25 protein-coding genes are annotated in these 26,474 nt (G+C 70.9%); 17 read left to right on the plus strand and 8 right to left on the minus strand.

Features of this window, described 5'->3' with window-relative positions; translation table 11 throughout:
• Positions 1–6: 6 nt before the first annotated feature.
• From ACIBCK_RS13885 to hutU, 5 genes are all read right to left on the minus strand, one after another.
• Complete coding sequence (locus ACIBCK_RS13885; protein ID WP_399389880.1) at positions 7–741, minus strand: aspartate/glutamate racemase family protein; 735 nt, start codon at positions 739–741, stop codon at positions 7–9.
• 69 nt (positions 742–810) lie between these two features.
• Positions 811–1,980, minus strand: a complete 1,170-nt coding sequence (gene hutI / locus ACIBCK_RS13890) for an imidazolonepropionase (protein WP_399389883.1) — start codon at positions 1,978–1,980, stop codon at positions 811–813.
• 280 nt (positions 1,981–2,260) lie between these two features.
• The gene (locus ACIBCK_RS13895; protein WP_399389886.1) at positions 2,261–3,613 is read right to left on the minus strand and encodes a formimidoylglutamate deiminase; all 1,353 of its coding nucleotides are present in this window, start codon (positions 3,611–3,613) and stop codon (positions 2,261–2,263) included.
• Positions 3,610–4,812: an allantoate amidohydrolase gene (locus ACIBCK_RS13900; protein WP_399390665.1), complete on the minus strand. Its 1,203-nt coding sequence runs from the start codon at positions 4,810–4,812 to the stop codon at positions 3,610–3,612. Before ACIBCK_RS13900 ends, ACIBCK_RS13895 begins: the two co-directional genes overlap by 4 nt.
• Before the next feature lie 17 nt (positions 4,813–4,829).
• A complete protein-coding gene (hutU, locus tag ACIBCK_RS13905) occupies positions 4,830–6,494 on the minus strand; it encodes a urocanate hydratase (RefSeq protein ID WP_399389887.1) in 1,665 nt (554 codons plus the stop codon).
• A 150-nt stretch (positions 6,495–6,644) separates the two neighbouring features.
• On the opposite strand from hutU, the gene ACIBCK_RS13910 reads away from it, so the two are divergent.
• From ACIBCK_RS13910 to ACIBCK_RS13935, 6 genes are all read left to right on the plus strand, one after another.
• The gene (locus ACIBCK_RS13910) at positions 6,645–8,105 is read left to right on the plus strand and encodes a diaminopimelate decarboxylase (RefSeq protein ID WP_399389890.1); all 1,461 of its coding nucleotides are present in this window, start codon (positions 6,645–6,647) and stop codon (positions 8,103–8,105) included.
• A gap of 80 nt (positions 8,106–8,185) precedes the next feature.
• The gene (locus tag ACIBCK_RS13915) at positions 8,186–9,556 is read left to right on the plus strand and encodes an APC family permease (RefSeq protein ID WP_399389892.1); all 1,371 of its coding nucleotides are present in this window, start codon (positions 8,186–8,188) and stop codon (positions 9,554–9,556) included.
• Between the two features lie 241 nt (positions 9,557–9,797).
• A complete protein-coding gene (locus ACIBCK_RS13920; protein WP_399389895.1) occupies positions 9,798–10,244 on the plus strand; it encodes a hypothetical protein in 447 nt (148 codons plus the stop codon).
• Positions 10,245–10,249: 5 nt separating this feature from the next.
• A complete protein-coding gene (locus tag ACIBCK_RS13925) occupies positions 10,250–11,026 on the plus strand; it encodes a transcriptional regulator (protein ID WP_399389898.1) in 777 nt (258 codons plus the stop codon).
• A gap of 94 nt (positions 11,027–11,120) precedes the next feature.
• Positions 11,121–11,513, plus strand: coding sequence for a roadblock/LC7 domain-containing protein (locus ACIBCK_RS13930; protein ID WP_363211634.1), 393 nt, complete (start codon positions 11,121–11,123; stop codon positions 11,511–11,513).
• A gap of 75 nt (positions 11,514–11,588) precedes the next feature.
• A complete protein-coding gene (locus tag ACIBCK_RS13935) occupies positions 11,589–11,963 on the plus strand; it encodes a hypothetical protein (RefSeq protein ID WP_367042640.1) in 375 nt (124 codons plus the stop codon).
• An 89-nt stretch (positions 11,964–12,052) separates the two neighbouring features.
• On the opposite strand, the gene ACIBCK_RS13940 is transcribed toward ACIBCK_RS13935, so the two are convergent.
• Positions 12,053–12,886 carry a MurR/RpiR family transcriptional regulator gene (locus ACIBCK_RS13940; protein ID WP_399389901.1) on the minus strand — a complete coding sequence of 278 codons (834 nt, stop codon included), beginning with the start codon at positions 12,884–12,886 and terminating at the stop codon, positions 12,053–12,055.
• Positions 12,883–14,421, minus strand: a complete 1,539-nt coding sequence (locus tag ACIBCK_RS13945; protein ID WP_399389904.1) for an aromatic amino acid ammonia-lyase — start codon at positions 14,419–14,421, stop codon at positions 12,883–12,885. The genes ACIBCK_RS13940 and ACIBCK_RS13945 overlap by 4 nt, the downstream gene beginning before the upstream one ends.
• Positions 14,422–14,572: 151 nt before the next feature.
• On the opposite strand from ACIBCK_RS13945, the gene ACIBCK_RS13950 reads away from it, so the two are divergent.
• The 8 genes from ACIBCK_RS13950 (at position 14,573) to ACIBCK_RS13985 (ending at position 21,178) form a co-directional block, all read left to right on the plus strand.
• A complete protein-coding gene (locus ACIBCK_RS13950; RefSeq protein ID WP_399389907.1) occupies positions 14,573–15,670 on the plus strand; it encodes an ABC transporter ATP-binding protein in 1,098 nt (365 codons plus the stop codon).
• Positions 15,667–16,314 (plus strand): ABC transporter permease, encoded by a 648-nt coding sequence (locus ACIBCK_RS13955; protein ID WP_399389908.1) that lies wholly within the window; start codon positions 15,667–15,669, stop codon positions 16,312–16,314. Before ACIBCK_RS13950 ends, ACIBCK_RS13955 begins: the two co-directional genes overlap by 4 nt.
• Position 16,315: 1 nt before the next feature.
• Positions 16,316–16,987 (plus strand): ABC transporter permease, encoded by a 672-nt coding sequence (locus ACIBCK_RS13960; RefSeq protein WP_399389911.1) that lies wholly within the window; start codon positions 16,316–16,318, stop codon positions 16,985–16,987.
• Positions 16,988–17,007: 20 nt separating this feature from the next.
• On the plus strand, positions 17,008–17,943 hold the full coding sequence (locus tag ACIBCK_RS13965; RefSeq protein WP_399390667.1) for an ABC transporter substrate-binding protein: 936 nt from the start codon (positions 17,008–17,010) through the stop codon (positions 17,941–17,943).
• Between the two features lie 46 nt (positions 17,944–17,989).
• Positions 17,990–19,414, plus strand: a complete 1,425-nt coding sequence (locus tag ACIBCK_RS13970; RefSeq protein ID WP_399389913.1) for a purine-cytosine permease family protein — start codon at positions 17,990–17,992, stop codon at positions 19,412–19,414.
• Positions 19,415–19,424: 10 nt separating this feature from the next.
• Positions 19,425–19,847: a hypothetical protein gene (locus ACIBCK_RS13975; protein ID WP_399389916.1), complete on the plus strand. Its 423-nt coding sequence runs from the start codon at positions 19,425–19,427 to the stop codon at positions 19,845–19,847.
• A gap of 78 nt (positions 19,848–19,925) precedes the next feature.
• Positions 19,926–20,528 carry a TetR/AcrR family transcriptional regulator gene (locus tag ACIBCK_RS13980; RefSeq protein ID WP_399389919.1) on the plus strand — a complete coding sequence of 201 codons (603 nt, stop codon included), beginning with the start codon at positions 19,926–19,928 and terminating at the stop codon, positions 20,526–20,528.
• Between the two features lie 23 nt (positions 20,529–20,551).
• Positions 20,552–21,178, plus strand: a complete 627-nt coding sequence (locus ACIBCK_RS13985) for a hypothetical protein (protein ID WP_399389922.1) — start codon at positions 20,552–20,554, stop codon at positions 21,176–21,178.
• A gap of 260 nt (positions 21,179–21,438) precedes the next feature.
• Here ACIBCK_RS13985 and ACIBCK_RS13990 read toward each other — a convergent pair whose 3' ends face one another.
• Complete coding sequence (locus ACIBCK_RS13990; protein WP_367042660.1) at positions 21,439–22,830, minus strand: cystathionine beta-synthase; 1,392 nt, start codon at positions 22,828–22,830, stop codon at positions 21,439–21,441.
• A 149-nt stretch (positions 22,831–22,979) separates the two neighbouring features.
• Between ACIBCK_RS13990 and ACIBCK_RS13995 the strand changes: the two genes are divergently transcribed.
• From ACIBCK_RS13995 to ACIBCK_RS14005, 3 genes are all read left to right on the plus strand, one after another.
• Positions 22,980–23,999 carry an SGNH/GDSL hydrolase family protein gene (locus ACIBCK_RS13995; protein ID WP_367042662.1) on the plus strand — a complete coding sequence of 340 codons (1,020 nt, stop codon included), beginning with the start codon at positions 22,980–22,982 and terminating at the stop codon, positions 23,997–23,999.
• 147 nt (positions 24,000–24,146) lie between these two features.
• Positions 24,147–25,367 (plus strand): acetyl-CoA C-acetyltransferase, encoded by a 1,221-nt coding sequence (locus tag ACIBCK_RS14000; RefSeq protein ID WP_399389925.1) that lies wholly within the window; start codon positions 24,147–24,149, stop codon positions 25,365–25,367.
• Positions 25,368–25,630: 263 nt separating this feature from the next.
• Positions 25,631–26,440, plus strand: a complete 810-nt coding sequence (locus ACIBCK_RS14005; protein ID WP_367049074.1) for a hypothetical protein — start codon at positions 25,631–25,633, stop codon at positions 26,438–26,440.
• The last annotated feature ends 34 nt before the right edge of the window (positions 26,441–26,474 follow it).

Consider the following 26,474-nt stretch of genomic DNA (forward strand, 5'->3'; position numbering starts at 1 on the left):
GGTCCCTCACTCCGGAGCTTGCAGCCCCTGCAACCCCTGCAACCCCTGTAACCCCTGGAGCGCCGCCGAGACGGCCGCCTCCGCGTGCAGCCGCGTCGTCGGGAAGACGGGCACCGGGCTGTGCTCCTGCCCGATGAGCAACTCGATCTCGGTACAGCCGAGGATCACGCCGTCGGCTCCTTCCCGTACGAGATCACCGATGACCCTCTGGTACCCAGCGCGAGACTCCTCACGCACCACCCCGAGGCACAACTCCTCGTAGATCACCCGGTGCACGAGCGCGCGCCCCTCCGCGTCCGGCACGAGCACGTCGAGCCCGTGCGAGGCCAGCCGCTCCCGGTAGAAGTCCTGCTCCATGGTGAACGCGGTCCCGAGCAGCCCCACGCGCCGCAGACCGCCCCGCAGCACCGCGTCGGCGGTGGCGTCCGCGAGGTGCAGGAGAGGCACGGAGAGAGCCTCCTGAACCTGCTCGGCGACCTTGTGCATGGTGTTGGTGCAGAGCAACACGAGATCGGCCCCGGCGGCCTCAACCCCCTCGGCGGCCCTCGCCAGCACGTCCCCCGCCTGCTCCCACTCCCCCGCGACCTGGAGCCGCTCGATCTCGGCGAAGTCGACGGAGTACAACACGCACCGCGCGGAGTGCAGCCCCCCGAGCCGCTCCCGCACGAGCTCGTTCAGCAGCCGGTAGTACTCGGCACTCGATTCCCAACTCATGCCGCCGATGAGCCCGATGGTCTTCATGGGGCCAGGATCGCACCCGGCGGCTTCCCGACCGCATCTACGGAGGCCGGACTGGACGGCTGAGTGGGGCTAGAGCCGTACGCCTCGCTGCCAGACCTCGCTGACCAGTGGGACTCCCGGGCGGTAGGCCAGGTGGACGTGGCTCGGGGCGGCGAGGAAGGCCAGGTCTGCGCGGGCTCCCTCGCGGATTGTGCCGATGTCCGTGCGGCGCAGCGCTGCCGCGCCGCCCGCTGTCGCGGACCAGATGGCCTCGTCGGGGGTCATGCCCATGTCCCGTACCGCCAGGGCGATGCAGAAGGGCACGGAGGACGTGAAGGAGCTGCCCGGGTTGCAGTCCGTGGAGAGGGCGACCGTCGCGCCCGCGTCCAGGATGCGGCGGGCGTTCGGCCACTCGGCGCGGGTGGAGAACTCCGCGCCGGGGAGGAGGGTCGCCACCGTGTCGCTGTTCGCGAGGGCGTCGACGTCCTCGTCCGTGAGGTGCGTGCAGTGGTCCGCCGACGCCGCGTCCAGCTCTACGGCGAGCTGTACTCCGGGGCCGTACGAGAGCTGGTTCGCGTGGATGCGGGGGTGCAGGCCCTTGGCCTTGCCCGCCGTGAGGATCGCGCGGGCCTGGTCGCCGTCGAAGGCGCCCTTCTCGCAGAAGACGTCGATCCAGCGGGCGTGCGGGGCGCAGGCCTCCAGCATGGGGCCCGTGACCAGGTCGACGTATGCCGCCGGGTCGTCGGCGTAGTCCGGGGAGACGATGTGGGCGCCCAGGTACGTGACTTCGTCGGTGTGGCGGGCCGCGATGCGGAGGGCTCGGGCCTCGTCCTCCGTGTTGAGGCCGTAGCCCGACTTCGTCTCGAAGGTGGTGGTGCCCTGGCGCAGGGCCTCGCGGAGGTAGTGGGTGAGGTTCGCTTCGAGCGTGGCGTCGGTGGCGGCGCGGGTGGCGGCCACCGTGGTGCGGATGCCTCCGGCGGAGTAGGCGCGGCCCGACATGCGGGCGTTGAACTCCTGGGTGCGGTCTCCTGCGAAGACGAGGTGGGAGTGGGAGTCGACGAAGCCGGGGATGGCCGCGTGGCCCTGGGCGTCGTGGGTTTCGTCCGCCGCGGGGGCCTTGGCGGCCGGGCCCACCCAGGCGATGGTCTCGCCGTCCAGGATGACGGCCGCGTCCGTCAGGAGGCCCAGGGGGCTTCCGTCCCCTTGGGAGGGGTCGTTCGTTACGAGGCTGGCGATGTTGGTGATGAGGGTGGTGGGCATGGGGTGGGGTCCTCTGCGGGTGGGTGGGTGGGGGGTGGGGGGCGGGCGTCTTGCCTCCGGCGGTTCTTTCCCCAATCCCGCCCCTTCCCGAAAACTCGCTCCGGCGCGAGAGCCTTGGTGGCCGTTATCACCGGCTCCGCCGAGTTCGTCCTCAAACGCCGGACGGGCTGAAAGCACCGCGGGGCAATCGGGTGGGTGGGTGGGTGGGTGGGAGAGGCTCGTTCGGGGTGGGCGAGGCTGCCGGGGGCATGGTCGGGGTTCCGTCCCGGCGGCCCGGCGCTCAGTCTCGTAGCGCCGCCACCGCCTTCCCCAACGCCCCCGGCACATCGTCGACCAGGGCATGGACCCCGTCCCGTACGACATGGCGGCCCCCCACCACCGTGTGCCGCACATCCGCGGCCGTCGCCGCGAACACCGCCGTCTCCGCCGCCAGGCGAGGCAGCGGGCCCGCCGTGCGGACCGAGTCCAGGGCGATCGTCGCGAAGTCGGCCAGCGCCCCGGGCTCGATCACTCCCGCCTCGCCCCACCCCAGCGCCGCGTGCCCGTCCACCGACGCCGCCCGCAGCAGCGCCGCCGCCGTCCAGTGGCCCCGCGTGTGCGAGCGCAGGCGCTCGTTCAGCTCCATGGCCCGCGCCTCTTCGAGGAGGTCGATGACCGCGTGGCTGTCGCTGCCCAGGGAGAGCGGGCTGCCCGCCTGCTGGAGGCGGACCGCCGGGCCGATGCCGTCCGCCAGGTCTCTCTCCGTCGTGGGGCACATGCACGTGCCGGAGGACGAACGGCCGAGGAGCGCGATGTCCTCGTCCGTGAGGTGCGTGTTGTGCACGCCCGTCGTGCGAGGGCCCAGGACGCCGTGGTCCGCCAGGAGCTGTGTCGGAGTGCGGCCGTGCACCGCCCGGCACGCCTCGTTCTCCGCCGTCTGCTCGGAGAGGTGCACGTGGAGAGGGGCCCGGCGGGCCGCGGCCCATTCCGCGACGACTCCCAACTGCCGCGCAGGCACCGCCCGTACGGAGTGGATCGCCGCGCCGATCCGGGCGTGGCCGCGGTCCTTGAGGGCCGATGCCCGCTCCGCCCACGCCTCCGTCGTACCGTCGGAGAAGCGCAGCTGGTGGCGGTTCGGGGGCTCGCCCCGTGTCTCCGAGAGCAGCCCCGACGCCACGTACGCCGTGTCCAGGAGCGTGATGCGGATGCCCGCGTCCGACGCCGCCTCGATCAGCGCCTCGCCCATCGCGTTGGGGTCGGCGTAGGCGACACCGCCCGGCGCGTGGTGCAGGTAGTGGAACTCACCCACCGCGGTGATGCCCGCGAGAGCCATCTCCGCGTACACCGCGCGGGCCAGCGCGTGGTACGTCTCGGGCGTCAGGCGGTCCGCCACCGAGTACATGACCTCGCGCCACGTCCAGAACGTCCCGGAGCCGACCTGGACCGTGCCGCGCAGGGCCCGGTGGAAGGCGTGACTGTGGGCGTTCGCCAGGCCGGGGAGTGTCAGGCCGCGCAGGACCGTCGCGCCGGGCGGGGGCGCCTCGACGTCCCTGCGGACGGCGGTGACGCGCTCGCCCGTCACCTCCACGGCCACGCCCGGCTCCACCGTCGGGTCGAGCCAGGCATGCTCCAGCCAGTACGTCCGAGTCGTCATCGGCACGCCAGCCCTTCCAGTACGTCGGCCAGTGCGGTCACCCCGGCCACGCAGTCTTCCTCGGCGGCGAACTCGGCCGGGGAGTGCGAGACGCCCGTGGGGTTGCGTACGAACAGCATGGCGGTGGGGATCGACTCGGACAAAATACCCGCGTCGTGTCCCGCGCCCGTGCCCAGGACGGGAATGCTCCTGCCCGTGGCGCCGCCGAGGATCGTGCCCAGTTCGTCCCGCAGGGCGTGCTCGAACTCGACCACCGGCGTGAAGGACTCGCGTACGACGTCGAGGTCGATGCCGTGCAGGTCCGCGTACTCTCGGGCCGCCTTCTCGATGCCCGTCACGACCGTGTCGAGGGTGGACTGGTCGGCCGCCCGGGAGTCGAGCCAGCCGCGCACCAGGGACGGGATCGCGTTGACGCCGTTCGGCTCGACCGCGATCTTGCCGAACGTGGCCACCGCGCCCGCGAGTTCGGCTTCCCTGCGGGCCGCGAGCACCGTCTGCGCGTACGTCAGCATCGGGTCCCTGCGGTCCACCAGACGTGTGGTGCCCGCGTGGTTGGCCTCGCCCCTGAAGTCGAAGCGCCAGCGACCGTGCGGCCAGATCGCGGACGCGATGCCCACGGAGTCGCCGGAGAGGTCGAGGGCGCGGCCCTGCTCCACGTGGAGCTCGACGAACGCGCCGACGCGGGCGAGGCGTTCGGGGTCGGGGCCGATCGACTCGGGGTCGTAACCGGCTGCCTCCATCGCCTGCGGCAGCGTGACTCCGTCGGCGTCCGTCAGCCGCTGGGCCGCCTCGACGGTCAGCTTGCCCGCCGTCAGGCGTGAACCCACGCAGGCAAGGCCGAACCGCGCGCCTTCTTCGTCGCCGAAGTTGGTGATGGCGAGGGGGCGCGTGAACGCGACCTTCCTGGACCGGAGTTCGTCCAGCGCCGCGAAGGCGGAGACCACCCCGAGCGGGCCGTCGAAGGCACCGCCGTCCGGTACGGAGTCCAGGTGCGAGCCGGTGACGACCGCGTCGCCGCGGGCCGGATCGCCCAGCCAGGCCCACTGGTTGCCGTTGCGGTCGACCTCGTAATCGAGGCCGCGCGCCTCCGCCTGCGCCTGGAACCAGAGGCGGCACTCGGCGTCGACGCCGGTCCAGGCGAAGCGGCGGTAGCCGCCGGAGGCGTCGCTGCGGCCGATGGGCCGCAGCGAACGCCACATGGCGTGGAACGTGTCGCTCACGCCTGGTCACCCTCGCGCATCGGAATCCGCACGCCCTTCTCGTCGGCCACCGACTCCGCGATGTCGTACCCCGCGTCCACGTGCCGGATGACGCCCATGCCGGGGTCGTTGGTCAGGACGCGGCGGATCTTCTCGCCGGCCAGCTGCGTGCCGTCGGCGACCGAGACCTGGCCCGCGTGGAGGGAGCGGCCCATGCCGACGCCGCCGCCGTGGTGGATGGAGACCCAGGACGCGCCCGAAGCGACGTTCACCATGGCGTTCAGGAGCGGCCAGTCGGCGATCGCGTCGGAGCCGTCGAGCATGGCCTCCGTCTCGCGGTACGGGGAGGCGACGGAACCGCAGTCCAGGTGGTCGCGGCCGATGGCGAGGGGGGCGGCGAGGGTGCCGTTGCCGACCATGTCGTTGAACATGTCGCCGGCCTTGTCGCGCTCGCCCTGGCCGAGCCAGCAGATGCGCGCCGGGAGGCCCTGGAAGTGGACGCGCTCCCCCGCCATCTTGATCCAGCGGTGCAGGGACTCGTTCTCGGGGAAGAGGTCGAGGAGCGCCTTGTCGGTCTTGTGGATGTCCGACGCCTCGCCGGAGAGCGCGGCCCAGCGGAACGGGCCCTTGCCCTCGCAGAAGAGGGGGCGGATGTAGGCGGGGACGAAGCCGGGGAAGGCGAACGCGCGGTCGTAGCCCGCGAGTTGAGCCTCGCCGCGGATCGAGTTGCCGTAGTCGAAGACCTCGGCGCCCGCGTCCATGAAGCCGACCATCGCCTCGACGTGCTGGGCCATCGACTCACGGGCGCGGGTGGTGAAGCCCGCCGGGTCCTTGGCCGCGTACGACGCCATGTCGTCGAAGTCGACGCCGGTCGGGAGGTACGCGAGCGGGTCGTGGGCCGAGGTCTGGTCGGTGACGATGTCGATCGGGGCGCCCTCGGCGAGCATGCGCGGCAGGAGGTCCGCCGCGTTGCCGAGCAGGCCGATGGAGAGGGGCTTGCGCTGATCGCGTGCCTCGACGGCCAGCTGGAGGGCGTGCTCCAGGGAGTCGGCCTTCACGTCGAGGTAGCGGTGCTCGATGCGGCGCTCGATGGCGCGCGGGTCGACGTCGATGCAGATGGCGACGCCGTCGTTCATGGTGACGGCGAGGGGCTGGGCGCCGCCCATGCCCCCGAGACCGGCGGTGAGGGTGATCGTGCCCGCGAGGGTGCCGTTGAACTTCTTGGCGGCGACCGCGGCGAACGTCTCGTACGTGCCCTGAAGGATGCCCTGCGTGCCGATGTAGATCCAGGAGCCCGCGGTCATCTGCCCGTACATGGTGAGGCCGAGCTGCTCCAGGCGGCGGAACTCCTCCCAGTTCGCCCAGTCGCCCACGAGGTTCGAGTTGGCGATCAGGACGCGCGGCGCCCACTCGTGGGTCTGCATGACGCCGACCGGGCGGCCGGACTGGACGAGCATCGTCTCGTCCTGCTTGAGGGTCTTCAGCGTGCGCACCATCGCGTCGAAGGAGCGCCAGTCGCGGGCCGCCTTGCCGGTGCCGCCGTAGACGACGAGCTTGTCGGGGTGCTCGGCGACCTCGGGGTCGAGGTTGTTCTGGAGCATGCGGAGGGCGGCTTCCTGCTGCCATCCCAGGGCGCTCAGTTCACTGCCGCGCGGTGCCCGTACGGGGCGGGGTCCTGACATGGCGATTGCCTCCTCGCGAAAAGCTCTGCTTGCGGTCTGCTCGTGGTGCGCTGCTGTGACCTTGTTATTCACATCCTGCGGCGTTGAATAGAGCTAGTCAATACATGGACGGGGCAGCGGTGCCGCGTCGCGGATGATTGGCTTGAACACATGAGCGATCAGGGCGCGGAGACCGTAGAGCTGTCCGCGGGGGCCGTAGAGCCGTCCGCGGAGACCGTGGAGCCGTCGGCGGAGACCGTAGAGCTGTCCGAGGCGGGCCGGCAGGCAGCCGCGGAGGCGTCCGCGCATCGGGCCGCGCGGCGCGACCAGGCCGTCCGAGCCGCCGTCGAGCAGGGCCTCGTCGACCCCGCGTCCCCCATCGTCGGCCTCCTGGACGTCACCGGCATCCGGGCCGCCGCCGCCACCCTGCGCGCCGCGTTCGAGGCGGTGACGCCGCCCGGCACCCCCGTCCTGCACGCCTTCGCGGTGAAGGCATCGCCCCTGGTCCCGGTCCTGCGCCTGCTCCGCGACGCGGGCATCGGCGCCGAGGTGGCGAGCCCCGGCGAGCTGGCCCTCGCACGGGCCGCCGGTGTGCCGCCCACGCACACCGTCCTCGACTCGCCCGCGAAGACCCCCGCGGAGCTGCGCGAAGCGCTCGCACTCGGCATCGCCGTCAACGCCGACAACCCGCAGGAGCTCTCCCGCATCGACGCGATGACGCGGTCGGCGCCCAGCACCTCCCCCATCGGCCTGCGCGTGAACCCGCAGATCGGCGGCGGCTCCATCGGCGCCCTCTCCACCGCGACGGCCACCTCCAAGTTCGGCGTCGCGCTGCTCGACGACGGCGCCCGCGAGTGGGTCGTCCAGGCCTACCTCGACCGCCCGTGGCTGACCCGGCTGCACGCCCACTCCGGGTCGCAGGGCATGCCGCTCGACATGATGGTGCGGGGCGTCTCGGCGACGTACGAACTGGCCGAGGAGATCAACGAACGGGCCGGCAGGCGGCAGATCGACACCGTCGACATCGGCGGCGGCCTGCCCGTCAACTTCGGCTCGGACGAGGAGAGTCCGACCCACGCGCAGTACGCGCGCCGTCTGAAGTCCCGCGTGCCGGGGCTGCTCGACGGGCGCTACGGCCTGGTCACCGAGTTCGGCCGCTCACTGCTCGCCAAGCACGGCACGATCCTGGCCCGCGTCGAGTACGCGAAGTCGGCCGGCAACCGCCCCGTCGCGGTGACGCACGCGGGCGTCCAGGTGGCGGCGCGCACGGTGTACGCGCCCGCGTCCTGGCCGCTGCGGATCGCCGCGTACGACGCGAAGGGGCGCCCCAAGAGCGGTGCGCCCGTGGGCCAGGACATCGCGGGCCCGGCCTGCTTCGCGGGCGACCTGCTCGCCGAGAACCGTCCGCTGCCGCTGCTCGAACAGGGCGACTACGCGGCGGTGCTCGACACGGGCGCCTACTACTTCGCGCACCACTACTCGTACAACAGCCTTGCCAGGCCCGGGATCTACGGCTTCGCGGCGGGCAAGGGCCAGGACCTCACCTTCGCCACCGTGCGCGAGCCGCAGACCCTGGAGGAGATCGTCGCCGAGTCGGGCGGAGGGCGGCGGGACGCGCTGCGCGACCTCTGAGGTTGCTCAACTCCCGCATGCCACGGCCCTTCCGGGGCAGACCCTCCCTCCGGGCAAGCTCTCTCGGGGGAGAAGATCCTGTGACGACATCCGACACCGCCAACAGCACTCCACCACCCGCCGAAGAATCCGCGCTGCACCGCGCGATCGGCCCCAAGCTCCTGATCCTCTTCGTGATCGGCGACATCCTCGGCACCGGCATCTACGCCACCACCGGCAAGGTCGCGGGAAAGGTCGGCGGCGCGCTGTGGCTGCCGTTCGCGATCGGCTTCGTCGTGGCGATCCTGACGGCGGCGTCGTACGTCGAGCTGGTCGGCAAGTATCCGAAGGCGGCGGGCGCCGCCCTCTACACGCAGAAGGCCTTCAAGGTCCCCTTCCTCACCTTCATCGTCGCGTTCATGGTGATGGCTTCGGGGCTCTCGTCGGCGAGCGCGGCGGCGCGCGCCTTCAGCGGCGACTACCTGAGCGAGCTGACGGGTGACGCGCTCCCGCCGACGCTGATCGCGATCCTCTTCATCCTCGCGCTCGCGGCGCTGAACCTGCGGGGCGTCTCGGAGTCGGTGAAGACGAACGTGGTCCTCACCCTCGTCGAGCTGACGGGCCTCGCCATCATCCTCGCGATCGGGGCCTACGCGGTCCTGAGCGGGGACGGCGACCCGTCCCGTCTGACGGACTTCGAGACCGGGGGCGACGGCACGGGCTTCGCCCTGATGACGGGCGTCCTCGGCGCGACCGCGCTCGGCTTCTTCGCGTTCGTCGGGTTCGAGGACTCGGTGAACATGGCCGAGGAGACGAAGGATCCGACGCGCACGTTCCCGCGAGCCATCTTCATCGGCGTGGCGGTGACGGGCACGATCTATGTCCTGGTGGCGCTGGTGTCGTCACTGCTCGTGGACTACAAGGTCCTGGAGGGGTCGAGCGGACCGCTCCTGGAGGTCGTGAAGGCGGGCGGCGTCGACTTCCCGCACAAACTCTTCGCCCTGATCGCCCTGTTCGCGGTCACCAACTCGGCGCTGATCAACATCATGATGGCCTCGCGGCTCTGTTACGGCATGGCCAACGAGCGCATCCTGCCGCGCGCGATGGGCCGGGTCCTGTCCCGCCGCCGCACGCCGGTCGTGGGCATCGTCTTCGTCTCGCTGCTGGCCATCGGCCTGGTGTCGACGGGCGAGATCGAGGGCCTCGGCGACACCACGGCGTTCCTGCTCCTGTGCGTGTTCGCGGTGGTCAACGTGGCGGTCCTGGTCCTGCGCAGGGAACGGGTGGACCACGAGCACTTCCGTACGCCGACGGTGCTGCCGGTGCTCGGCGCGATCACCGCCCTGATCCTGGCGAGCCCACTGGCTGACCGGCCCGCGGAGGTCTACATCCGTGCGGGCGTGCTGGTGGCGATCGGGATCGGGCTGTGGGGCGTGAACAAGGTGGTACTCAAGGCGCGCGGCGAGGAGTGACGGGGGGCGGCCGGACACGGCGGACACGAACCGGTCGCCGGGCCGAAACTTTCGGTCAGGCTCAGGCCCAGCCTGATCCCGCCTCGCACTGATCCCGTCGAGGTCTGGCATGTTCCTCTGGAAAGTGCCCATTTCCCGAGAATCTCCACGACTTCTGCGTACCTTCCTCACACCGGGCGGCGGTGAGCCCCCGGTCGGGTGGTAGGGGCCACCCGGTTCAACCCTGGGGAAGGGAAGCCGCGTGCCCGGAATCGACGAGTGTCTGCTCGAAGCCATGGCACTGCCCGGTGCGCGCGGTGCGGCGATCGTCGACTGGACCAGCGGACTCGCCCTCGGTTCGGTCGGCGATCCGCCCGGCGGCGACCACGAGGCGACCGCGGCCGAGACCGCGGAAGTGGCGCGCTCCGCGGCGGAGTACCAGGCGTTCGCGCCCAGGGACGACGAACTGGACACAGGGCTGGACACAGGGCTGGACTCGGGGCCGGACTCGGAGCGGGGCGACCGCAAGGGGCTCCCCGTCGAGGACCTCATGCTCACCACGCGGACCGGGTTCCATCTGATCCGCTTCGTCGAGACGACCTTCGACAGCAGCGTCTTCCTCTACCTCTGGCTGGACCGGCACACCGGCAATCTCGCGCTCGCCCGCATGCGGCTGCGCGACCTCTCCGAGCGCCTGGTGCTGGTGTGAGCGCCATGAGCATCACCGCGCCCGCCACCTCGCCCATGCTGATGCGGCTCGCCGCCGAACGGGCGACCGGAGCGCTCCTGCGCGACCAGGGCGCCCTCTATCTCGTCGACGGTCGCGTCGTGCACGCGGAGAGCCCCGCGGCACCGGGCATAGACGTCCTGCTCACGGCCGGCGGGAAGCTGCCACCGCAGGGCTGGCAGGAGGCTCTCTCACTGGCCGGGACCCGCAACGAGGTGGGGCGGCAGCTGATCGACAGCGGCCGGGTCACCACGGGCGAGCTCGAAATGTGCCACATCGGGGCGCTGTTCGACGCCGCGTTCTTCGTGCTCGGCCCGGCGAGCGGACCCACCCGGTTCCGGTACGGCGTCGCGCACTGGCTCGGCCGCGTGCGCCCGGTGGCGGCCGAGGCCGTGGAGCGGGAGTCCCGGCGGCGCAGGGCCCTCCTGGACAGCGTCTGGCCCTGCCCCGACCTGGACACCGCTCCCGTCGTGGCGCGCACGCCCGCAGCCGGTCAGACGGTCACCGGACGTCAGGACGCGCTGCTGCGCCTGGCCGACGGCGTCCGAACGCCGACGGCCATCGCCTGGGCGCTCGGCCGGCCCTCCTTCCACATCCTGATCGAGGTCAGGCGGCTCGCCGCCGCAGGACTCGTGGAACCTCCGCGGACACCCGACCGGGCCCCGCTGACGCCGACGCTCCCCGCCCCGGCCCACGAGGACCTCGCGGAGCCGGACGTCGCCCTGTTGCGCCGGGTCCGCGACGCGCTGGAGGCCAGTCTGTGAGCCGGTCCGTGAACTCGACTGCCGTCAAAGGGACTTGGCGCCCGTGCCCATGAAGCTTTTCGCGCTCTGGAAGCGCACAGGGAGGAGAGAGCTGATGGCTGCCGAAGCCGACGTACTCGTCGAACTGAAACGGCTGCGGACCAGGATCCCTCAGCTCAAGGGCGCCCTGACGGCCAGCGTCGACGGCTTCGTGCTGGCCCAGGACGCGCCGGACGTCGAGCCGGAGGGCCTCTGCGCGCTCACCGCCGCGGCGCTGGGAGTGGCCCTGCGCCTCTCCGACGCGACGCATCAGGGCGGCTTCCGCGAACTGCTCATCCGTGGCGAGGGCGGCTATGTGGCGACGTACACGGCCGGGTCGTCCGCCGTGCTCACGCTGCTCGCCGAGTCCCGCGTCAACGTGGGCCGGCTGCACCTGGAGGGCCGCCGTTCCAGCGTGCTCATCGGGGAGCTGGTCGACGCCGCCGTCGAACGAGCGGAGGAAACCTGACCCATGTCCCCCACCACACCTTCGTCATCCCCTTCACCGCGTACGCCCAGCAGACGGAAAGGAAGTGCGAAATCCATGGCCAACACAGAGACATCGCTCAAGGAAGTCACCACCTCGATCGAGGGAGTCATCGGCGCCGCCCTGGTCGACTACACGAGCGGCATGGCCCTGGGCACCATCGGCGGCGGAAAGGACCTCGACCTGGCCGTCGCCGCGGCCGGCAACACCGACGTGGTGCGCGCCAAGCTGCGCACGATGGAACTCCTCAACCTCAAGGACGAGATCGAGGACATCCTGATCTCGCTGGGCAGCCAGTGCCACCTGATCCGGCTGATCAAGGGCCGCAACAACAACGGCCTGTTCCTCTACGTGGCCCTGGACAAGGACCGCTCCAACCTGGCCATGGCCAGGCACCAGCTCAAACGCATCGAGGCGAACCTGGACGTCTGAGACGGGACATCTGAGACGGGACGTCTGAGACCGGACCGAGGAAGGGGTGGACCGGGCCCGTGGGCCCGGTCCGCCGTGCGTCCGTCTCCTCACTCCACGAAGAGACCCCGCGCCGCCGCCCCCGCGTCGAACTCCTCCAACCGCGCCTGTGCGTCCGGCAGTCCGTCGCACATCGCCTCCAGCAGGACGCGGCCCAGCAGCATCGGGGCGCAGGCCGTGTCAAAGGCCAGGCCCGTGCCGACCGCCGCCGGGAGGAGGAGGTCGGAGTGCGCCGCCACGGGGGCGAACGCCGAGTCCGCCACCGTGACCACCGAGAGGCCCGCCCCCTGCGCGTAGGCGAGCGCGTCCACCACCTCCCGGGGGTGCCGGGGCAGCGCGAAGCAGAGGAGGGCCGAGGCTCCCGCACGGACCGCCGCGTCGATCCGGTCGGCCAGCATCGTGCCGCCCTCGTCGAGGAGCCGTACGTCGGGGTGGACCTTCGCCGCGAAGTACGAGAAGCCGTACGCCTGCGACGCGGCGGCCCGCAGGCCCAGGACGGGGAGCGGGCGCGAGGAGGCAAGGAGCCGCCCGGCGCGCTCCACCGGAGCCGGGTCGGCGAGCACCTCCGCCAGGTGCCGGAGGTTGGCGATCTCCGCCTCGACCGCCTGCTGGTACTCGTTCAGGGACGCCTCGCCCGCCGCCTCCGCGGGCGCGAGCTCCCGCAGGTGCCTGCGCAGCGCCGGGTATCCGTCGAAGCCGAGCGCCACCGCGAAACGGGTCACCGACGGCTGGCTCACCCCGGCGAGATCCGCCAGTTCGACGCTGGAGAGGAAGGGGACGTCCGCCGCCCGCCGCACCATGCAGTGCGCGATGCGCCGCTGCGTGGGCGTGAGGGGGTGCCCCTCGAAGAGCACTTGCAGCCGCGCCGCAGGACTGTCACTCATACCGTTCCCCTCACAACGCCCTGACTCTCACCCAGGTTTGACCACAGCTCCGTGAACCGGTCGAGCAGCCCGGCCGCCGCCGTCACATCATCCGTCAACGGCCGGTCGGCCAGCTCCGCGTCCAGTACCACGTCGGCCAGTTCGAAGGCCCGGCCCACCGGCAGGTCGGGGTCCAGGCGCATGTCCCGCTGCCTCAACGCCCTGACTGCCGCGACCAGTTCGCAGCCGACCACCAGGCGGTATGCCTCGCACGCCCGCAGCGTCTGGCGCGCCGCGAGCGAGGCGAAGCTGGCCTGCTCCTCGACACCTCGGGAGAGCACGGCGTGGCCGAGGGAGGCGGGGGCGGAGAAGGCCCGCAGGTCACCGAGGGCCGCGCCGGCCGCGTACTCCAGGATCATCACGCCCGACGACGCCGGTTCGCCGTCCGCGAGGAAGGGGCGCAGGCGGGTGAAGCCCGGTTCGTTCAGCGTGGAGAGGCGGGACGTCGACAGGCGCGCCGCCTGGCTCACCGCGAGCCTGAAGTGGTCGAGGGACAGGGCGAGTTGGGCCAGATAGAAGCCGCCGTGGTGGTACGCCGCCATGTCGTCCGCCGAGATCAGCGGATTCTCCGCGGCCGCGTTGATCTCCACCGTGAGCACGTCCTCAAGGGCGTCCGCCGCGTCGTGCGCGGGCCCGTGGATCTGCGGCACGCAGCGCAGGCCGTACGGGTCCTGGATCCGCCCGAGCGGCGGCGTGGGGCGGTCGGGCGCGCCGAGGAGGAGCCGCATGCGCTCGGCGACCATGTACGAACCCGCGTGCCGCCGCGCCTCGTGCACGGGCAGCGCGTACGCCTCGTACGAGCCGTCGACCGCCATCAGGGTCAGCGCCGCCACCACCTGCGTCGCCGCGATCAGGCCGCGCAGCTCGTGCAGGGCGAGCGCCGACTGGCCGAGGGTGAGGGCGTTGCTGCTGATCAGGGCGAGGGCGTCGTTGTTGTCGAGGGGCTGCGGGTCGGGGGCCGCCCCCGCGCCCTGCCAGGGGTGCTCGCCGGCCAGCGCGAGGCCCATCTGCGCGAGCGCGGCGATGTCGCCCGTGCCGACCGAGCCGAATTCGTTGACCTGGGGGTAGGCGCCCGTCTCCAGGGCCTCGCAGAGCGCCGTGACGACGGTCGGGCGCAGCCCCGCGCCGCCCGCGAGCAGCTGGTTGGCACGGACCGCGAGCATCGCGCGCACCTGCCGCGCGGGCAGCTCGTCGCCGATCGCTCCGGCGTGGCTGCGCAGCAGGCGCAGACCGTGGTCGGAGGCCGCCTCGGTGGGCACGGACTCATTCCGGTTGGCGCCGACGCCGGTGGAGCGGCCGTAGACGCGGCCCCAGGAGGCGATCTCGCGGGCGGCGTTCCACGAGAGCTCCACCCGCTTCATGCCGTCCGTTCCGGGTACGGGCTTTGCGGAGGATTCGGCCATACGTACGACATCTGCGACCATCAGTCCCCGGCCGTCCAGGACGACGACCGAGTCACTGGCGTCGGTCGCCCTGTCCGCGATACGAGACGACATCACTCGTCATTCCTCCTCAACCGGGCGCTCCGTCTTGCCCTGCGACCACTCGTTACCAGTGATTTACGTCGGGGCGTGGACAAGCTATTGACAATCTATTCAGTCAACGAGAACTCTGCATGACGATATACAGCCGGGCAAGGGACTCCTCATGATCCAATTCGATACGGTCCACAAGCGCTTCCCGAACGGCACGACCGCGGTCCACGACCTGACCCTCGAGATGCCGGAAGGGGGCGTGACCGTCCTCGTCGGATCTTCCGGTTGCGGCAAGACGACGACGCTCCGCATGATCAACCGCATGGTCGATCCGACCTCGGGGACGATCAGGGTCGGCGGCAAGGACGTCCTGGAGCAGGACGCCGCCGAGCTGCGCCGCTCCATCGGTTACGTGATCCAGCAGTCCGGGCTCTTCCCGCACCGCACGGTCCTGGACAACATCGCGACGGTGCCGCTGCTGCTCGGCTGGGGTCGCAAGAAGGCGCGGGCGCGGGCGGCGGAACTCCTGGAGACGGTCGGTCTCACCGCCGACGCCGGGAAGCGTTACCCGCACCAGCTCTCCGGTGGCCAGCAGCAGCGCGTCGGTGTGGCGCGTGCGCTCGCCGCGGACCCGCCGGTGCTCCTGATGGACGAGCCGTTCGGCGCGGTCGACCCCGTGGTGCGCACCCAGCTCCAGGACGAACTCCTGCGTCTTCAGCGGGAGTTGAACAAGACCATCGTCTTCGTCACGCACGACATCGACGAGGCTGTCCGGCTCGGGGACCGCATAGCCGTCTTCCGCACCGGCGGCCACCTCGTGCAGTGCGCGAGCCCCGCCGAGCTCCTGGCCCGCCCCGCGGACGACTTCGTCGCGGACTTCCTGGGCGCGGAGCGCGGCCTGAAGCTGCTCTCCCTGACGACACTCGCGGAGGTCCCGCAGGCCCCGGCCCCGGAGGGCGGCGCCTGGACGCTGCGGCTGGACGCGGCGGGAGCGCCGGTCGCCTGGCGGCACAAGGACGGCGACGCGGCGGACGTCCCCGTACGCCCCCTGCGGGACGCGGACTCGCTGCTGTCGGCCCTGAACGAGTCCATAGCCGCCCCCAGCGGCCTGGTCGCCCGCGTCGACGCGACGGGCACCCTGACGGGCGTGACGTCACGGGACGAGATCCACGAGCACGCGGGGCAGGTGCACACCGGCGCGAGCGCGGCGGTCGCGGCCTCTGACGCGGTGGACGCGGCCACGGTGGGCGCAAGCAAGGCTGACTCATGACCATCGACTGGTCGTGGATAGCCGACCACACCGACGACCTCACCACCCTCACCCTCTCCCACCTCCAGGCCGCCCTCACCTCCGTACTCCTAGGCCTGCTCATCTCGCTCCCCCTGGCCGTCATCGCCCACCGCGTGCGCGCCTTGCGCGGGCTGCTCCTCGGCCTGTCGAACGTCCTGTTCACCATCCCGTCCATCGCGATCTTCGTGCTGCTCCTGCCGGTCAGCGGGCTCACCCGCACCACCACCGTCATCGGCCTGACGATCTACACACTCGTCGTGCTCCTGCGGAACACCGTCGAGGGCCTGGACTCCGTCCCCGCCAAGACGAAGGAAGCCGCGAAGGCCATGGGCACCCGCCCCCTTCGCACCCTGCTCACCGTCGAACTCCCCCTCGCACTCCCGGTGATCATGGCGGGCGTACGGATCGCGACGGTCATGGCGATCTCCCTCGTCTCCGTGGCGACCTACATCGGCGACGGCGGTCTCGGCCAGCTCTTCACCGACGGGTTCCAGCGCAACTTCCCCACCCCCGTCATCGTCGGCGTGGTCCTGACCCTGCTGCTCGCGCTCGTCGCGGACGCGCTGCTCGTCACCCTCCAGTACGTCCTGACTCCCTGGACCCGCCGCAAGAGGAGCGCGTGACATGTACGAACTCTTCAAGAACCTCGGCGCCTGGCTGGTCAGCGGCGAGCAGTGGGCGGGCCCCGACGGCATCGGGCACCGCCTCCTGGAGCACCTCCAGTACTCGCTGCTCGCGACCCTGATCGCCGCCGCTATCGCGCTGCCGGTCGGGCTGCTCATCGGGCACACCGGACGCGGCGCTTTCGTCGCCATCAACCTCTCCAGCTTCGGGCGCGCGCTGCCGACGGTCGGCCTCGTCGTCCTGGTGTTCCTCGCCAGCGGCCTGTCCATGTGGCCCGTCTACATCGCCCTCGTGGCGCTCGCCGTCCCCTCCATCGTCACCAACACCTACGCCGGGATGACCGCCGTCGATCCCGAGGTGCGGGACGCGGCACGCGGCCAGGGCATGCGCTGGTACCAGGTCCTCCTCCAGGTCGAACTGCCCCTCGCGCTCCCGCTGATCATGACCGGGCTCCGGCTCGCGCTCATCCAGGTCGTCGCGACGGCCACCATCGCCGCGTACGTCTCCTTCGGCGGGCTCGGCCGGTACGTCTTCGACGGGCTCGCCCAGCGCGACCTCGTGCAGGTGCTCGGCGGCGCGGTGCTCGTCGCGGTCGTCGCCGTCGTCCTCGATCTCGCGCTCTCCGCACTGCAGCGCGCCCTCTTCCGCCACCGCCCCGCCAAGTCGGCCTAGGAGCACACCAGATGGCCCCCATCAACCGCAGGACCGCTCTCGGCGGGCTCTTCGCCGCCGCATCCGTCCCCGCGCTCGCCGCCTGCAGCGGCGGCATCACCTCCCTCGACGGGGGAGGTTCCGGCGGCGGAGGCGGTGGCTCCAGCAAGAACGGCGTCACCATCGGCACCGCCAACTTCACCGAGAACCAGGTGCTCGGCTACCTCTACGCCGCCGCACTCGAAGCGGAGGGCGTGCGGACGACCGTCCGCCCCAACCTCGGCACCCGCGAGATCCTCATCCCCGCGCTCAAGGGCGGCGACATCGACCTCCTGCCCGAGTACCAAGGCGCCCTCCTGCACTACCTCGACACCAAGGCGAAGGCCACCGAGGAGGGCGAGATGCAGAACGCCCTCGCCATGGCCTTGCCGCGCGGCCTGCAGATCCTGCCCTACGGCAAGGCCGAGGACTCCGACGCCTTCGTCGTCACCCGGGAGACCGCCGACAAGTACGGCCTCAAGACGCTCGGGGACCTCGCGAAGCACAACGGCAAGCTCGTGATCGGCGCCGCCCCGGAGGTCAAGAAGCGCCAGGTGGGCTCGGTGGGCCTCAAGGACGTGTACGGCGTGGAGTTCAAGGAGTTCAAGTCCCTTGATTCCTCGGGGCCGTTGGTGAAGGGCGCCCTGAAGAACGGCGACGTCGACGTGGCGAACCTCTTCACCACCGACACGGACATCATCGCCGAGAAGTGGGTCGTGCTCACCGACCCCAAGAACCTGATCCCCGGCCAGCACATCGTCCCGCTCGTCGCCGACCGCAAGGCCGACTCGACGGTGCGGGCGGCGCTCGGACGCCTGGGCAACGCCCTGACGACGAAGGACCTCACCGAGCTCAACCGCCTGGTGGACAAGGACAAGAAGGACCCCGAGGACGTCGCGGACGACTGGGCGGCGAAGCACGGGATCACCAAGAAGTAGCCCACGCAAGAGGTAGCTCGTACAGCAGCAGGGAGTTCACCGGATCATGGCAGACACTCTCGTGGAGCGGCGCTCCATCGACGTCGTCCCCGACGACGAACGGCACGGCACCGCCTTCAGCCAGTTCACGCTCTGGCTCGGCGCCAACCTCCAGATCACCGCGGTCGTCACCGGCGCGCTCGCCGTCGTCTTCGGCGGCGACGTGGTGTGGTCGGTGACCGGCCTCCTGCTGGGCAACCTGCTCGGCGGCGCCGTGATGGCCCTGCACTCCGCGCAGGGGCCGAAGCTCGGCCTGCCCCAGATGATCCAGTCCCGCGCCCAGTTCGGGGTGCGCGGCGCCGTCGTACCGCTCCTGCTCGTCATCCTCATGTACGTCGGCTTCTTCGCCAGCGGCAGCGTCCTGGCCGGACAGGCCACGGCTCAGCTCACGCACACGAACGACACCACCGGCATCATCATCTTCGCGGTGATCACGGCCGTGGTGGCGGCGGTCGGCTACCGCGTGATCCACGTCCTCGGCCGGGTGGCGAGCGTGATCTGCGCGCTCGCCTTCATCTACCTGGGCATCCGCCTCCTGGACCGCGTGGACCTGTCGGCGCTCCTGAACGACGCGCACTTCGACCTGCCGATGTTCCTGCTCGCGGTCTCGCTCTCGGCGTCCTGGCAGCTCGCCTTCGGCCCGTACGTCGCGGACTACTCCCGCTATCTGCCGCGTACGACGTCGGGGCGGGCCACCTTCTGGTGGACCCTGTCCGGGTCGGCGCTCGGCTCGCAGTGGTCGATGACGTTCGGCGTGCTCGTGGCGGCGAGCGCGGGCGAGGCGTTCCTCGACAACCAGGTCGGATACGTGGTCGGCCTGGGCGGCACGGGCCTGATCGCCTCCTTCCTCTACTTCGTGATCGCGCTCGGCAAGCTGACGATCAACGTGCTCAACACCTACGGCGGCTTCATGTCGATGGTGACCAGCATCAGCGGATTCCGGGGCCAGAAGGTCCTCTCGCCGCGCGGCAGGGCGGCGTACATCGCACTGATCATGGTCGCGGGCACGGTGGTGGCGCTGCTCGGCAAGGACAGCTTCCTGACGTCCTTCAAGGACTTCCTGCTGTTCCTGCTGACGTTCTTCACGCCGTGGTCGGCGATCAACCTGGTCGACTACTACCTGATCTCCAAGGAGCGCTACGACATCCCGGCGCTCTCGGACCCTCATGGCCGCTACGGCGCCTGGCGCTGGGACGCGCTGACGGTCTACGGAGTGGGTCTCCTCGCCCAGCTGCCCTTCCTGGTGACGCACTTCTACACCGGCCCGCTGGTGGATCCGCTCGGCGGCGCCGACATCTCGTGGATCGTGGGCCTTGTCGTCCCGGCGGCCCTGTACTGGCTGCTCGCCCGCCGCGACACGTCGCACATCCCCGCGCAGCGGCAGGAAGAAAGGGGGGATAGCCCCACTGTCAGGCCGACGCCGGCTGCGTAACGTAAAAACCATGGACACCCGTGACGCCGAACTCAAGAAGGAACTCGACGCCACTCTGCATGCCCGCAGAGAGCTGGGCGAAGAGTATGAGTCCGCGCTGGTCGACTCGTTCCTCGGGAAGGTCGAGCAGCGCCTGGACGGCACCATCGACCGCAGGATGCGCCGGCACATGGCCGAGCAGCAGATGGTCGTGGCCCGAGGCTCCCGCGCGCCGAACAGTCCCGTGGACTCGTGGGGTGAGCGCTTCGGCTTCGGCATCGTCTCGCTGATCCTCGCGATCCCGCTCTCGGCGATCGGTGTGGTCAACGCGGACCTGCCGGGCCTGTTCGTCACCTGGGGCGGCATCGTCGGCGTGAACGCCGTGCACTCGATGCGGGGCATGAGCTTCAGGCGCGGCAGGGACCGCGGGCGCACGTCGGAGTGGGACGACTGAGGCGAGCCGCTCCGACCGCCCCTCGTCCGTACTGACAAAGCGTCGGACAGGGCGTCGGCGAAGCGCTAAGTTAGTCACATGACTAACTCAGCCGGTCGGCTGGCTTCACCACGCGGCGAGCGCCGACGCGAGCGGCTGGCCGACGCCGGTGTGGAGTTGTTGGCTCAGGACGGCTGGCCCGGTGTCACCACCCGTGCCGTCACCGAGCGCGCGGGCGCCAACCTCGGCCTGATCCACTACTACTGGGGCGGGTTGCCGGGACTGAAGGCTGCTATCGCCCGCAGGGCCGGCGAGCAGGTCTTCGACCCGGTGACCGAGCAGCTCAGCAGGACCACGACGCTCGAAGAGGCGCACTCCAAGCTGATCGAGCTGCTGTCCGCCCCGCACGACGACAGAACCGCCCGGCTGACGGTCGAGCTGATCGCGGGCGCGGCCCGTGAGCCCCTGCTCGGTGAGGTACTGCGGGAGTCGCTCACCGCGACCAGGGCCCAACTGCGGGCCTGGCTCAAGGGCGTTGCCCCGGACGCACCGGACGGCAGCGAGACCGTACTGATCGCGCTGCTCGACGGCATGCTGCTGCACCGGATGCTCGACCCCGACCTGGACAACCGGGAAGCGCTCTTGGCCCTGTCGCACTTCCTGCCGGGCCGCGCCGAACCCGATGAGAGTCGCACCCCCTGACGCACAGCCATGGAGGATCCGCCGTGGAAGCGACCAAGCCGAGCTGGGCCTTCGGCGCCGGTGCCACCCGCGTCGAAAAGGGGCTCGCCTACGCGGTCTCCGTATTCGGCATCTGCGCGCTGACGGTCGGCGGACGAGGGCTCGGCTGGTCCTGGTGGCAGTGGCTCGTCGGCGTTGTGCTCGTGCACGATCTGGCCGGTGGCGTCGTCGCCAACGGCCTTGACTCCGCCAAGCGCTTCTACCACTCCCCCCTCACCTTCACCGGCTCGGCGCCTGCACGCTTCGTCCACCACCCGGTGGGCTTCACGGCCCTCCACTTCCAGCCGGTTCTGATCGCCCTCGTGATACCGGGCGGCGCCTGGTGGTGGGGGTTGCTCTGGTACGTCTGGGCCCTTGCCGGCGCGATCACCGTGCACCTCGTGGAAGAACGGCTCAAACGGCCGGTCGCCCTTGCCTTCGTCGTCACCGGGATCATGGTGGCGGCCTCCGTCGACTCCCCTCCCGGGCTCGACTGGCTGCCGGCCGTACTACTCCTGAAGCTTGTCCTCGCGCATGGGGTGCCGGAAGGCCTCGGCCGGCGAGACGCTGAAGCATGGGACGGACCATCGGTGACGGGCCATCGGTCCCGTAGGCGCGCGCCAGACGTATAGAAGTTCGTGCGCGGGGACCGCCGCACCCCCGGTTTCCCAGGGGGCGGGACGACGGCGGTCCCCGCGAGGGACTGCGGCCGGGTCAGTGCCGGGCCGCGGTCCGGGCGTTCAGAGGTCCGGGAGCCGCTCCGGAGTTCCTGTACGCCGACAACCACCAATGTGCCGGAGCCGTGTTAAGCGGGTGCTGCGCGAACGTGTCGTGCTCGTACCACTTCCGCGAAGTTCGCCCCACGGCGCACGGCTCCCGGCCCATCAGGTGGCTACTGCCCCTGCTGCTCCGCCAGGAAGGCCAGCAGGTCCTGACGGCTCACCACACCGGTCGGCTTGCCCTCGACCAGGACGATCGCCGCGTCGGCACCGCCGAGCACCGACATCAGGTCGGCGACCGGCTCGCCGGAACCGACCTGCGGCAGCGGGTCCGACATGTGCTTCTCCAGCGGGTCGGAGAGCGAGGCGCGCTGCGTGAACAGGGCGTCCAGGAGCTCGCGTTCGACGACGGAGCCGATGACCTCGGCCGCCATCACGTCCGGGTGGCCCGCGCCCGGCTTGACGATGGGCATCTGCGAGACGCCGTACTCACGCAGTACGTCGATGGCCTCGCCGACCGTCTCCTCCGGGTGCATGTGGACGAGCGAGGGCAGCTCGCCACCCTCCTTGCGGCGCAGTACGTCACCGACGCGAGGCGCGTCACCCGCCTGCTCCAGGAACCCGTAGTCGTTCATCCACTCGTCGCTGAAGATCTTGCTCATGTAGCCGCGGCCGGAGTCGGGCAGCAGCACGACCACGACGTCGTCGGGCCCGAGCCGCTCGGCGACGCGCAACGCGGCCACGACGGCCATCCCGCAGGACCCGCCGACGAGGAGCCCCTCCTCCTTCGCGAGCCGCCGCGTCATCTGGAAGGAGTCCTTGTCGGACACCGCGATGATCTCATCGGTCACATTGCGGTCGTACGCGGTCGGCCAGAAGTCCTCACCGACGCCTTCGACGAGGTAGGGCCGCCCGGAGCCACCGGAGTAGACGGACCCCTCGGGGTCGGCGCCGACGATGGTGACGCCGCCCTCGGAGATCTCCTTCAGATACCCGCCCGTCCCGGAAATGGTGCCGCCGGTCCCGATGCCGGTCACGAAATGGGTGATCTTCCCTTCCGTCTGCTCCCACAGCTCGGGGCCGGTGGAGTGGTAGTGGGAAAGGGGGTTGTTCGGGTTGCTGTACTGGTCGGGCTTCCAGGCGCCGGGCGTCTCGCGCACCAGGCGGTCGGAGACGTTGTAGTACGAGTCCGGGTGCTCGGGGTCGACGGCCGTGGGGCAGACGACCACGTCGGCGCCGTAGGCCCGCAGCACGTTGATCTTGTCGAGGGAAACCTTGTCGGGGCACACGAAGATGCACTTGTACCCCTTCTGCTGGGCCACGATGGCGAGCCCGACCCCGGTGTTGCCGGACGTCGGCTCGACGATGGTCCCGCCGGGCTTGAGCTCCCCGCTCTGCTCGGCCGCCTCGATCATGCGCAGCGCGATGCGGTCCTTCACGGAACCGCCGGGGTTGAAGTACTCGACCTTGGCCAGGACGGTCGCCTGAATGCCCGTGGTCACGTTGTTGAGTCTCACCAGCGGGGTGTTGCCGACGAGACTGATCATCGAGTCGTGGAATTGCACCGTTGTCTCCGGGCTGCGATGTAGTGCGACGAATGGGTGTCGTCAGCGTAAGGCTCCCGTTCAGTCGTTCACCTCCGGTTGCGATTGGCCGACCGTCCTTACGGGGCAATGAGTTGATGTAGGGCGGTACGAGGAGGTGGCTGCAGGGCATGTCGAGGGCGAGGGTGGCGCGGCGGATCGCCGCGGGCGCGGCTTACGGCGGCGGAGGAATCGGGCTGCTCGGGGCGGCGGCCGTGGGTGTGGTGCTCGCCGAGGTGCAGTTGGCGAAGCGGTCCGTGGGGAACAGCGGGGAGCATCCGGCTCCACCGCGGGCCGACGGGCGCTACGGCTGGGGGTTCGCGGACCGGGACGGGGCCGAGCCCCTGCGGTTCGCGATGCTCGGCGACTCGACCGCCGCCGGGCAGGGTGTGTACCGGGCCAGGCAGACTCCCGCGGCGCTGCTCGCCTCGGGGCTCTCGGCGGTGGCCGAGCGGCCGGTGGAGCTGCGGAACGTGGCGCTGCCTGGCGCCCAGTCGGACGACCTGGACCGCCAGGTGACGCTGCTCCTGTCCGACCTGGCGTCCTGGGCGCCGGACGTCTGCGTCGTGATGATCGGCGCGAACGACGTGACGCACCGGATGCCGGCGACGCGGTCCGTACGCCTTCTGGCGTCGGCGGTGCGGAGGCTGCGGACGGCGGGGGCGGAGGTGGTGGTCGGCACCTGCCCCGACCTGGGGACGGTGGAGAACGTCTATCAACCCCTGCGGTGGATGGCGCGCCGTGTGTCACGCCAGCTGGCTGCCGCGCAGACGATCGGGGTGGTCGAGCAGGGCGGGCGCACGGTCTCACTCGGTGACCTGCTCGGCCCCGAGTTCCTGGCGAACCCCCGGGAGCTGTTCGGTCCCGACAACTACCACCCCTCCGCGGAGGGGTACGCGACCGCGGCGATGGCGGTGCTGCCGACGCTGTGCGCCGCGCTGGGCCTGTGGCCGGAGGAGGAGCGCCCCGACGTCACACGCAGGGAGGGCTTCCTGCCGGTGGCGCGGGCGGCCGCGCAGGCCGCGTCGGAGGGGGGCACGGAGGTCGCCGCCGCGATGCCCACGGGCCCACGAGGCCCCTGGGCCCTCATCAAACGACGACGCCGCCGCCGAATCCACCACACCCCGGACCCGTCCCCCTTGCCGCAGTAGCACTGCCGGGGGGCTTGCCCCCCCGGCAGTGCTGAGCAAGCGCTTAGAAAAATGCGGCCCGCATCACAGTCCCCGGCCGATGACCGACAGCGATACGTACAGGTAACTTCCCAAGGAGTCCTGCCCCCTCGCCCCAGGAGTTCCGTGATGCCCGAAGCCGTGATCGTCTCCGCCGCCCGCACCCCGATCGGCCGCGCCTTCAAGGGCTCCCTGAAGGACCTGCGGCCCGACGACCTGACCGCCACGATCATCGAGGCCGCCCTCGCCAAGGTCCCCGAGCTCGACCCGAAGCTCATCGACGACCTGATGCTCGGCTGTGGTCTGCCGGGCGGCGAGCAGGGGCACAACCTCGGCCGCATCGTCGCCGTACAGATGGGCATGGACCACCTGCCGGGCTGCACCATCACCCGTTACTGCTCCTCATCCCTGCAGACCTCCCGCATGGCCCTGCACGCCATCAAGGCCGGCGAGGGCGACGTCTTCATCTCCGCCGGCGTGGAGATGGTCTCCCGCAGCGTGAAGGGGTCGAGCGACGGGCTCCCGGACACCCACAACCCCCTCTTCGCCGACGCCGAGGCCCGCACCGAGGCCGTGAGCAAGACCGAGGGCTCCACCTGGCACGACCCCCGCGAGGACGGTCTGGTCCCGGACGCGTACATCGCGATGGGGCAGACCGCCGAGAACCTGGCCCGCGCCAAGGGCGTCACCCGTAAGGACATGGACGAGTTCGGCGTCCGGTCCCAGAACCTCGCCGAGGAAGCCCTCAAGAACGGCTTCTGGGAGCGGGAGATCACCCCGGTCACGACCCCCGACGGCACCGTCGTCAGCAAGGACGACGGGCCCCGCGCCGGCGTCACCCTCGAAGGCGTCGAGGGCCTCAAGCCCGTCTTCCGCCCCGACGGCCGCGTCACCGCGGGCAACTGCTGCCCGCTCAACGACGGCGCCGCCGCCCTCGTGATCATGAGCGACACCAAGGCCCGCGACCTCGGCCTGACCCCGCTCGCCCGCATCGTCTCCACCGGCGTCACCGGCCTCTCCCCCGAGATCATGGGCCTCGGCCCGGTCGAGGCGTCCAAGCAGGCCCTGTCCCGCGCCGGTCTCACCGTCGACGACATCGACCTCTTCGAGATCAACGAGGCCTTCGCCGCCCAGGTGATCCCCTCCTACCGCGACCTGAACATCCCGCTCGACAAGCTGAACGTGAACGGCGGCGCCATCGCGGTCGGCCACCCCTTCGGCATGACCGGCGCCCGCATCACCGGCACCCTCATCAACAGCCTCCAGTTCCACGACAAGCAGTTCGGCCTGGAGACGATGTGCGTCGGCGGCGGCCAGGGCATGGCCATGGTCATCGAGCGCCTCAGCTGACCCTCGGGCACCCGTTGACACCTGCGGATCCCCCACGGATCCCCCGCGTCTCCATTGATTCGTGACTCAATCTCCCCCAGGATGTGACCTATCTCCTGGGGGAGATGCATATGCCCAGGTCAAAGCACATCTGCGGGTAAACACCGGGCCGAAAGACCTGTCCAATTCGTGACGTAATGCACTGACAGGTGGATCGTGCAGGCTTCAAGCTGATGTAGGAAGTCGGGGGTCGACTTGAAACCGGGAGTACGTCAGTGAGCGCCATGCCTCTTGCCTTGCTGCTCTCCACGGCCGCTGCCACGGCCGTGGGTGCCGCCGCCCTGCACGCCGTGCACGGGCTTCGGAAGCAGATCACGACGCTGCGCACCGAGCTGGCCCAGAGCCGGCCGGCCACCGCGCATGCCACCGTGCCCGCCGCCCGCACCACTCCGGACACCGACGAGATACGCACGGCTGTCGCCGAGGCCCTCGCCGAGGAACGGGAGCGCGAGCTGGCCGAGGCGCGGGCCTTCTGGGCCGCCCAGGAAGCCCGCGACGCCTCGGACGCGCCCTCCCTGCTCAGCGGCCTGCCCGGCCTCTCCGACATGGCCGACGAGCTGTTCCTGCCCCGCCAGGCGGATTTCGCGGGCCTGGAGGCGGACAGCCTGGAGCCGGTCATCGAGCCGTACGGCGACCCGGTCGACGAGTTCGCCGCCGATTCCCCGGAGCTTGCCGCGGCCCGCCGCCGCCACCCCTCGCACCCGGACTTCGTCCCGGTGCAGTCGCCCGTCAACGGCGACCACGAGCGCACGGTCGCCTGTCTTGAGGAACTGGCCGACGCCCGCACCGCCCTCTCCGACGTCCGTCCCGGCCCGCTCGGCACGCTGGACGTCTACGTCTTCGCGGACGGCACCACGCTCTGCATGACGCCGGGCCACCGCGAGACCGCGGAGCTGCTCGCCGACGCCCTCGCCGACGGCCACACCCCGGTCCTGCTCGGCGGCTCCGGAGTCTCCGGCGCCTACGCGCTGACCTTCGAGTGCGGCGCCGAGAACGTCTACATCCTGGCGGACCGCGTCATCGCCTCCGTCTGACCGGAGCGACCCCGGCCGTCCGCCGGGGTCGGGG

The organism is Streptomyces sp. NPDC051218 (genome assembly GCF_044455475.1).
Classification (GTDB): domain Bacteria; phylum Actinomycetota; class Actinomycetes; order Streptomycetales; family Streptomycetaceae; genus Streptomyces.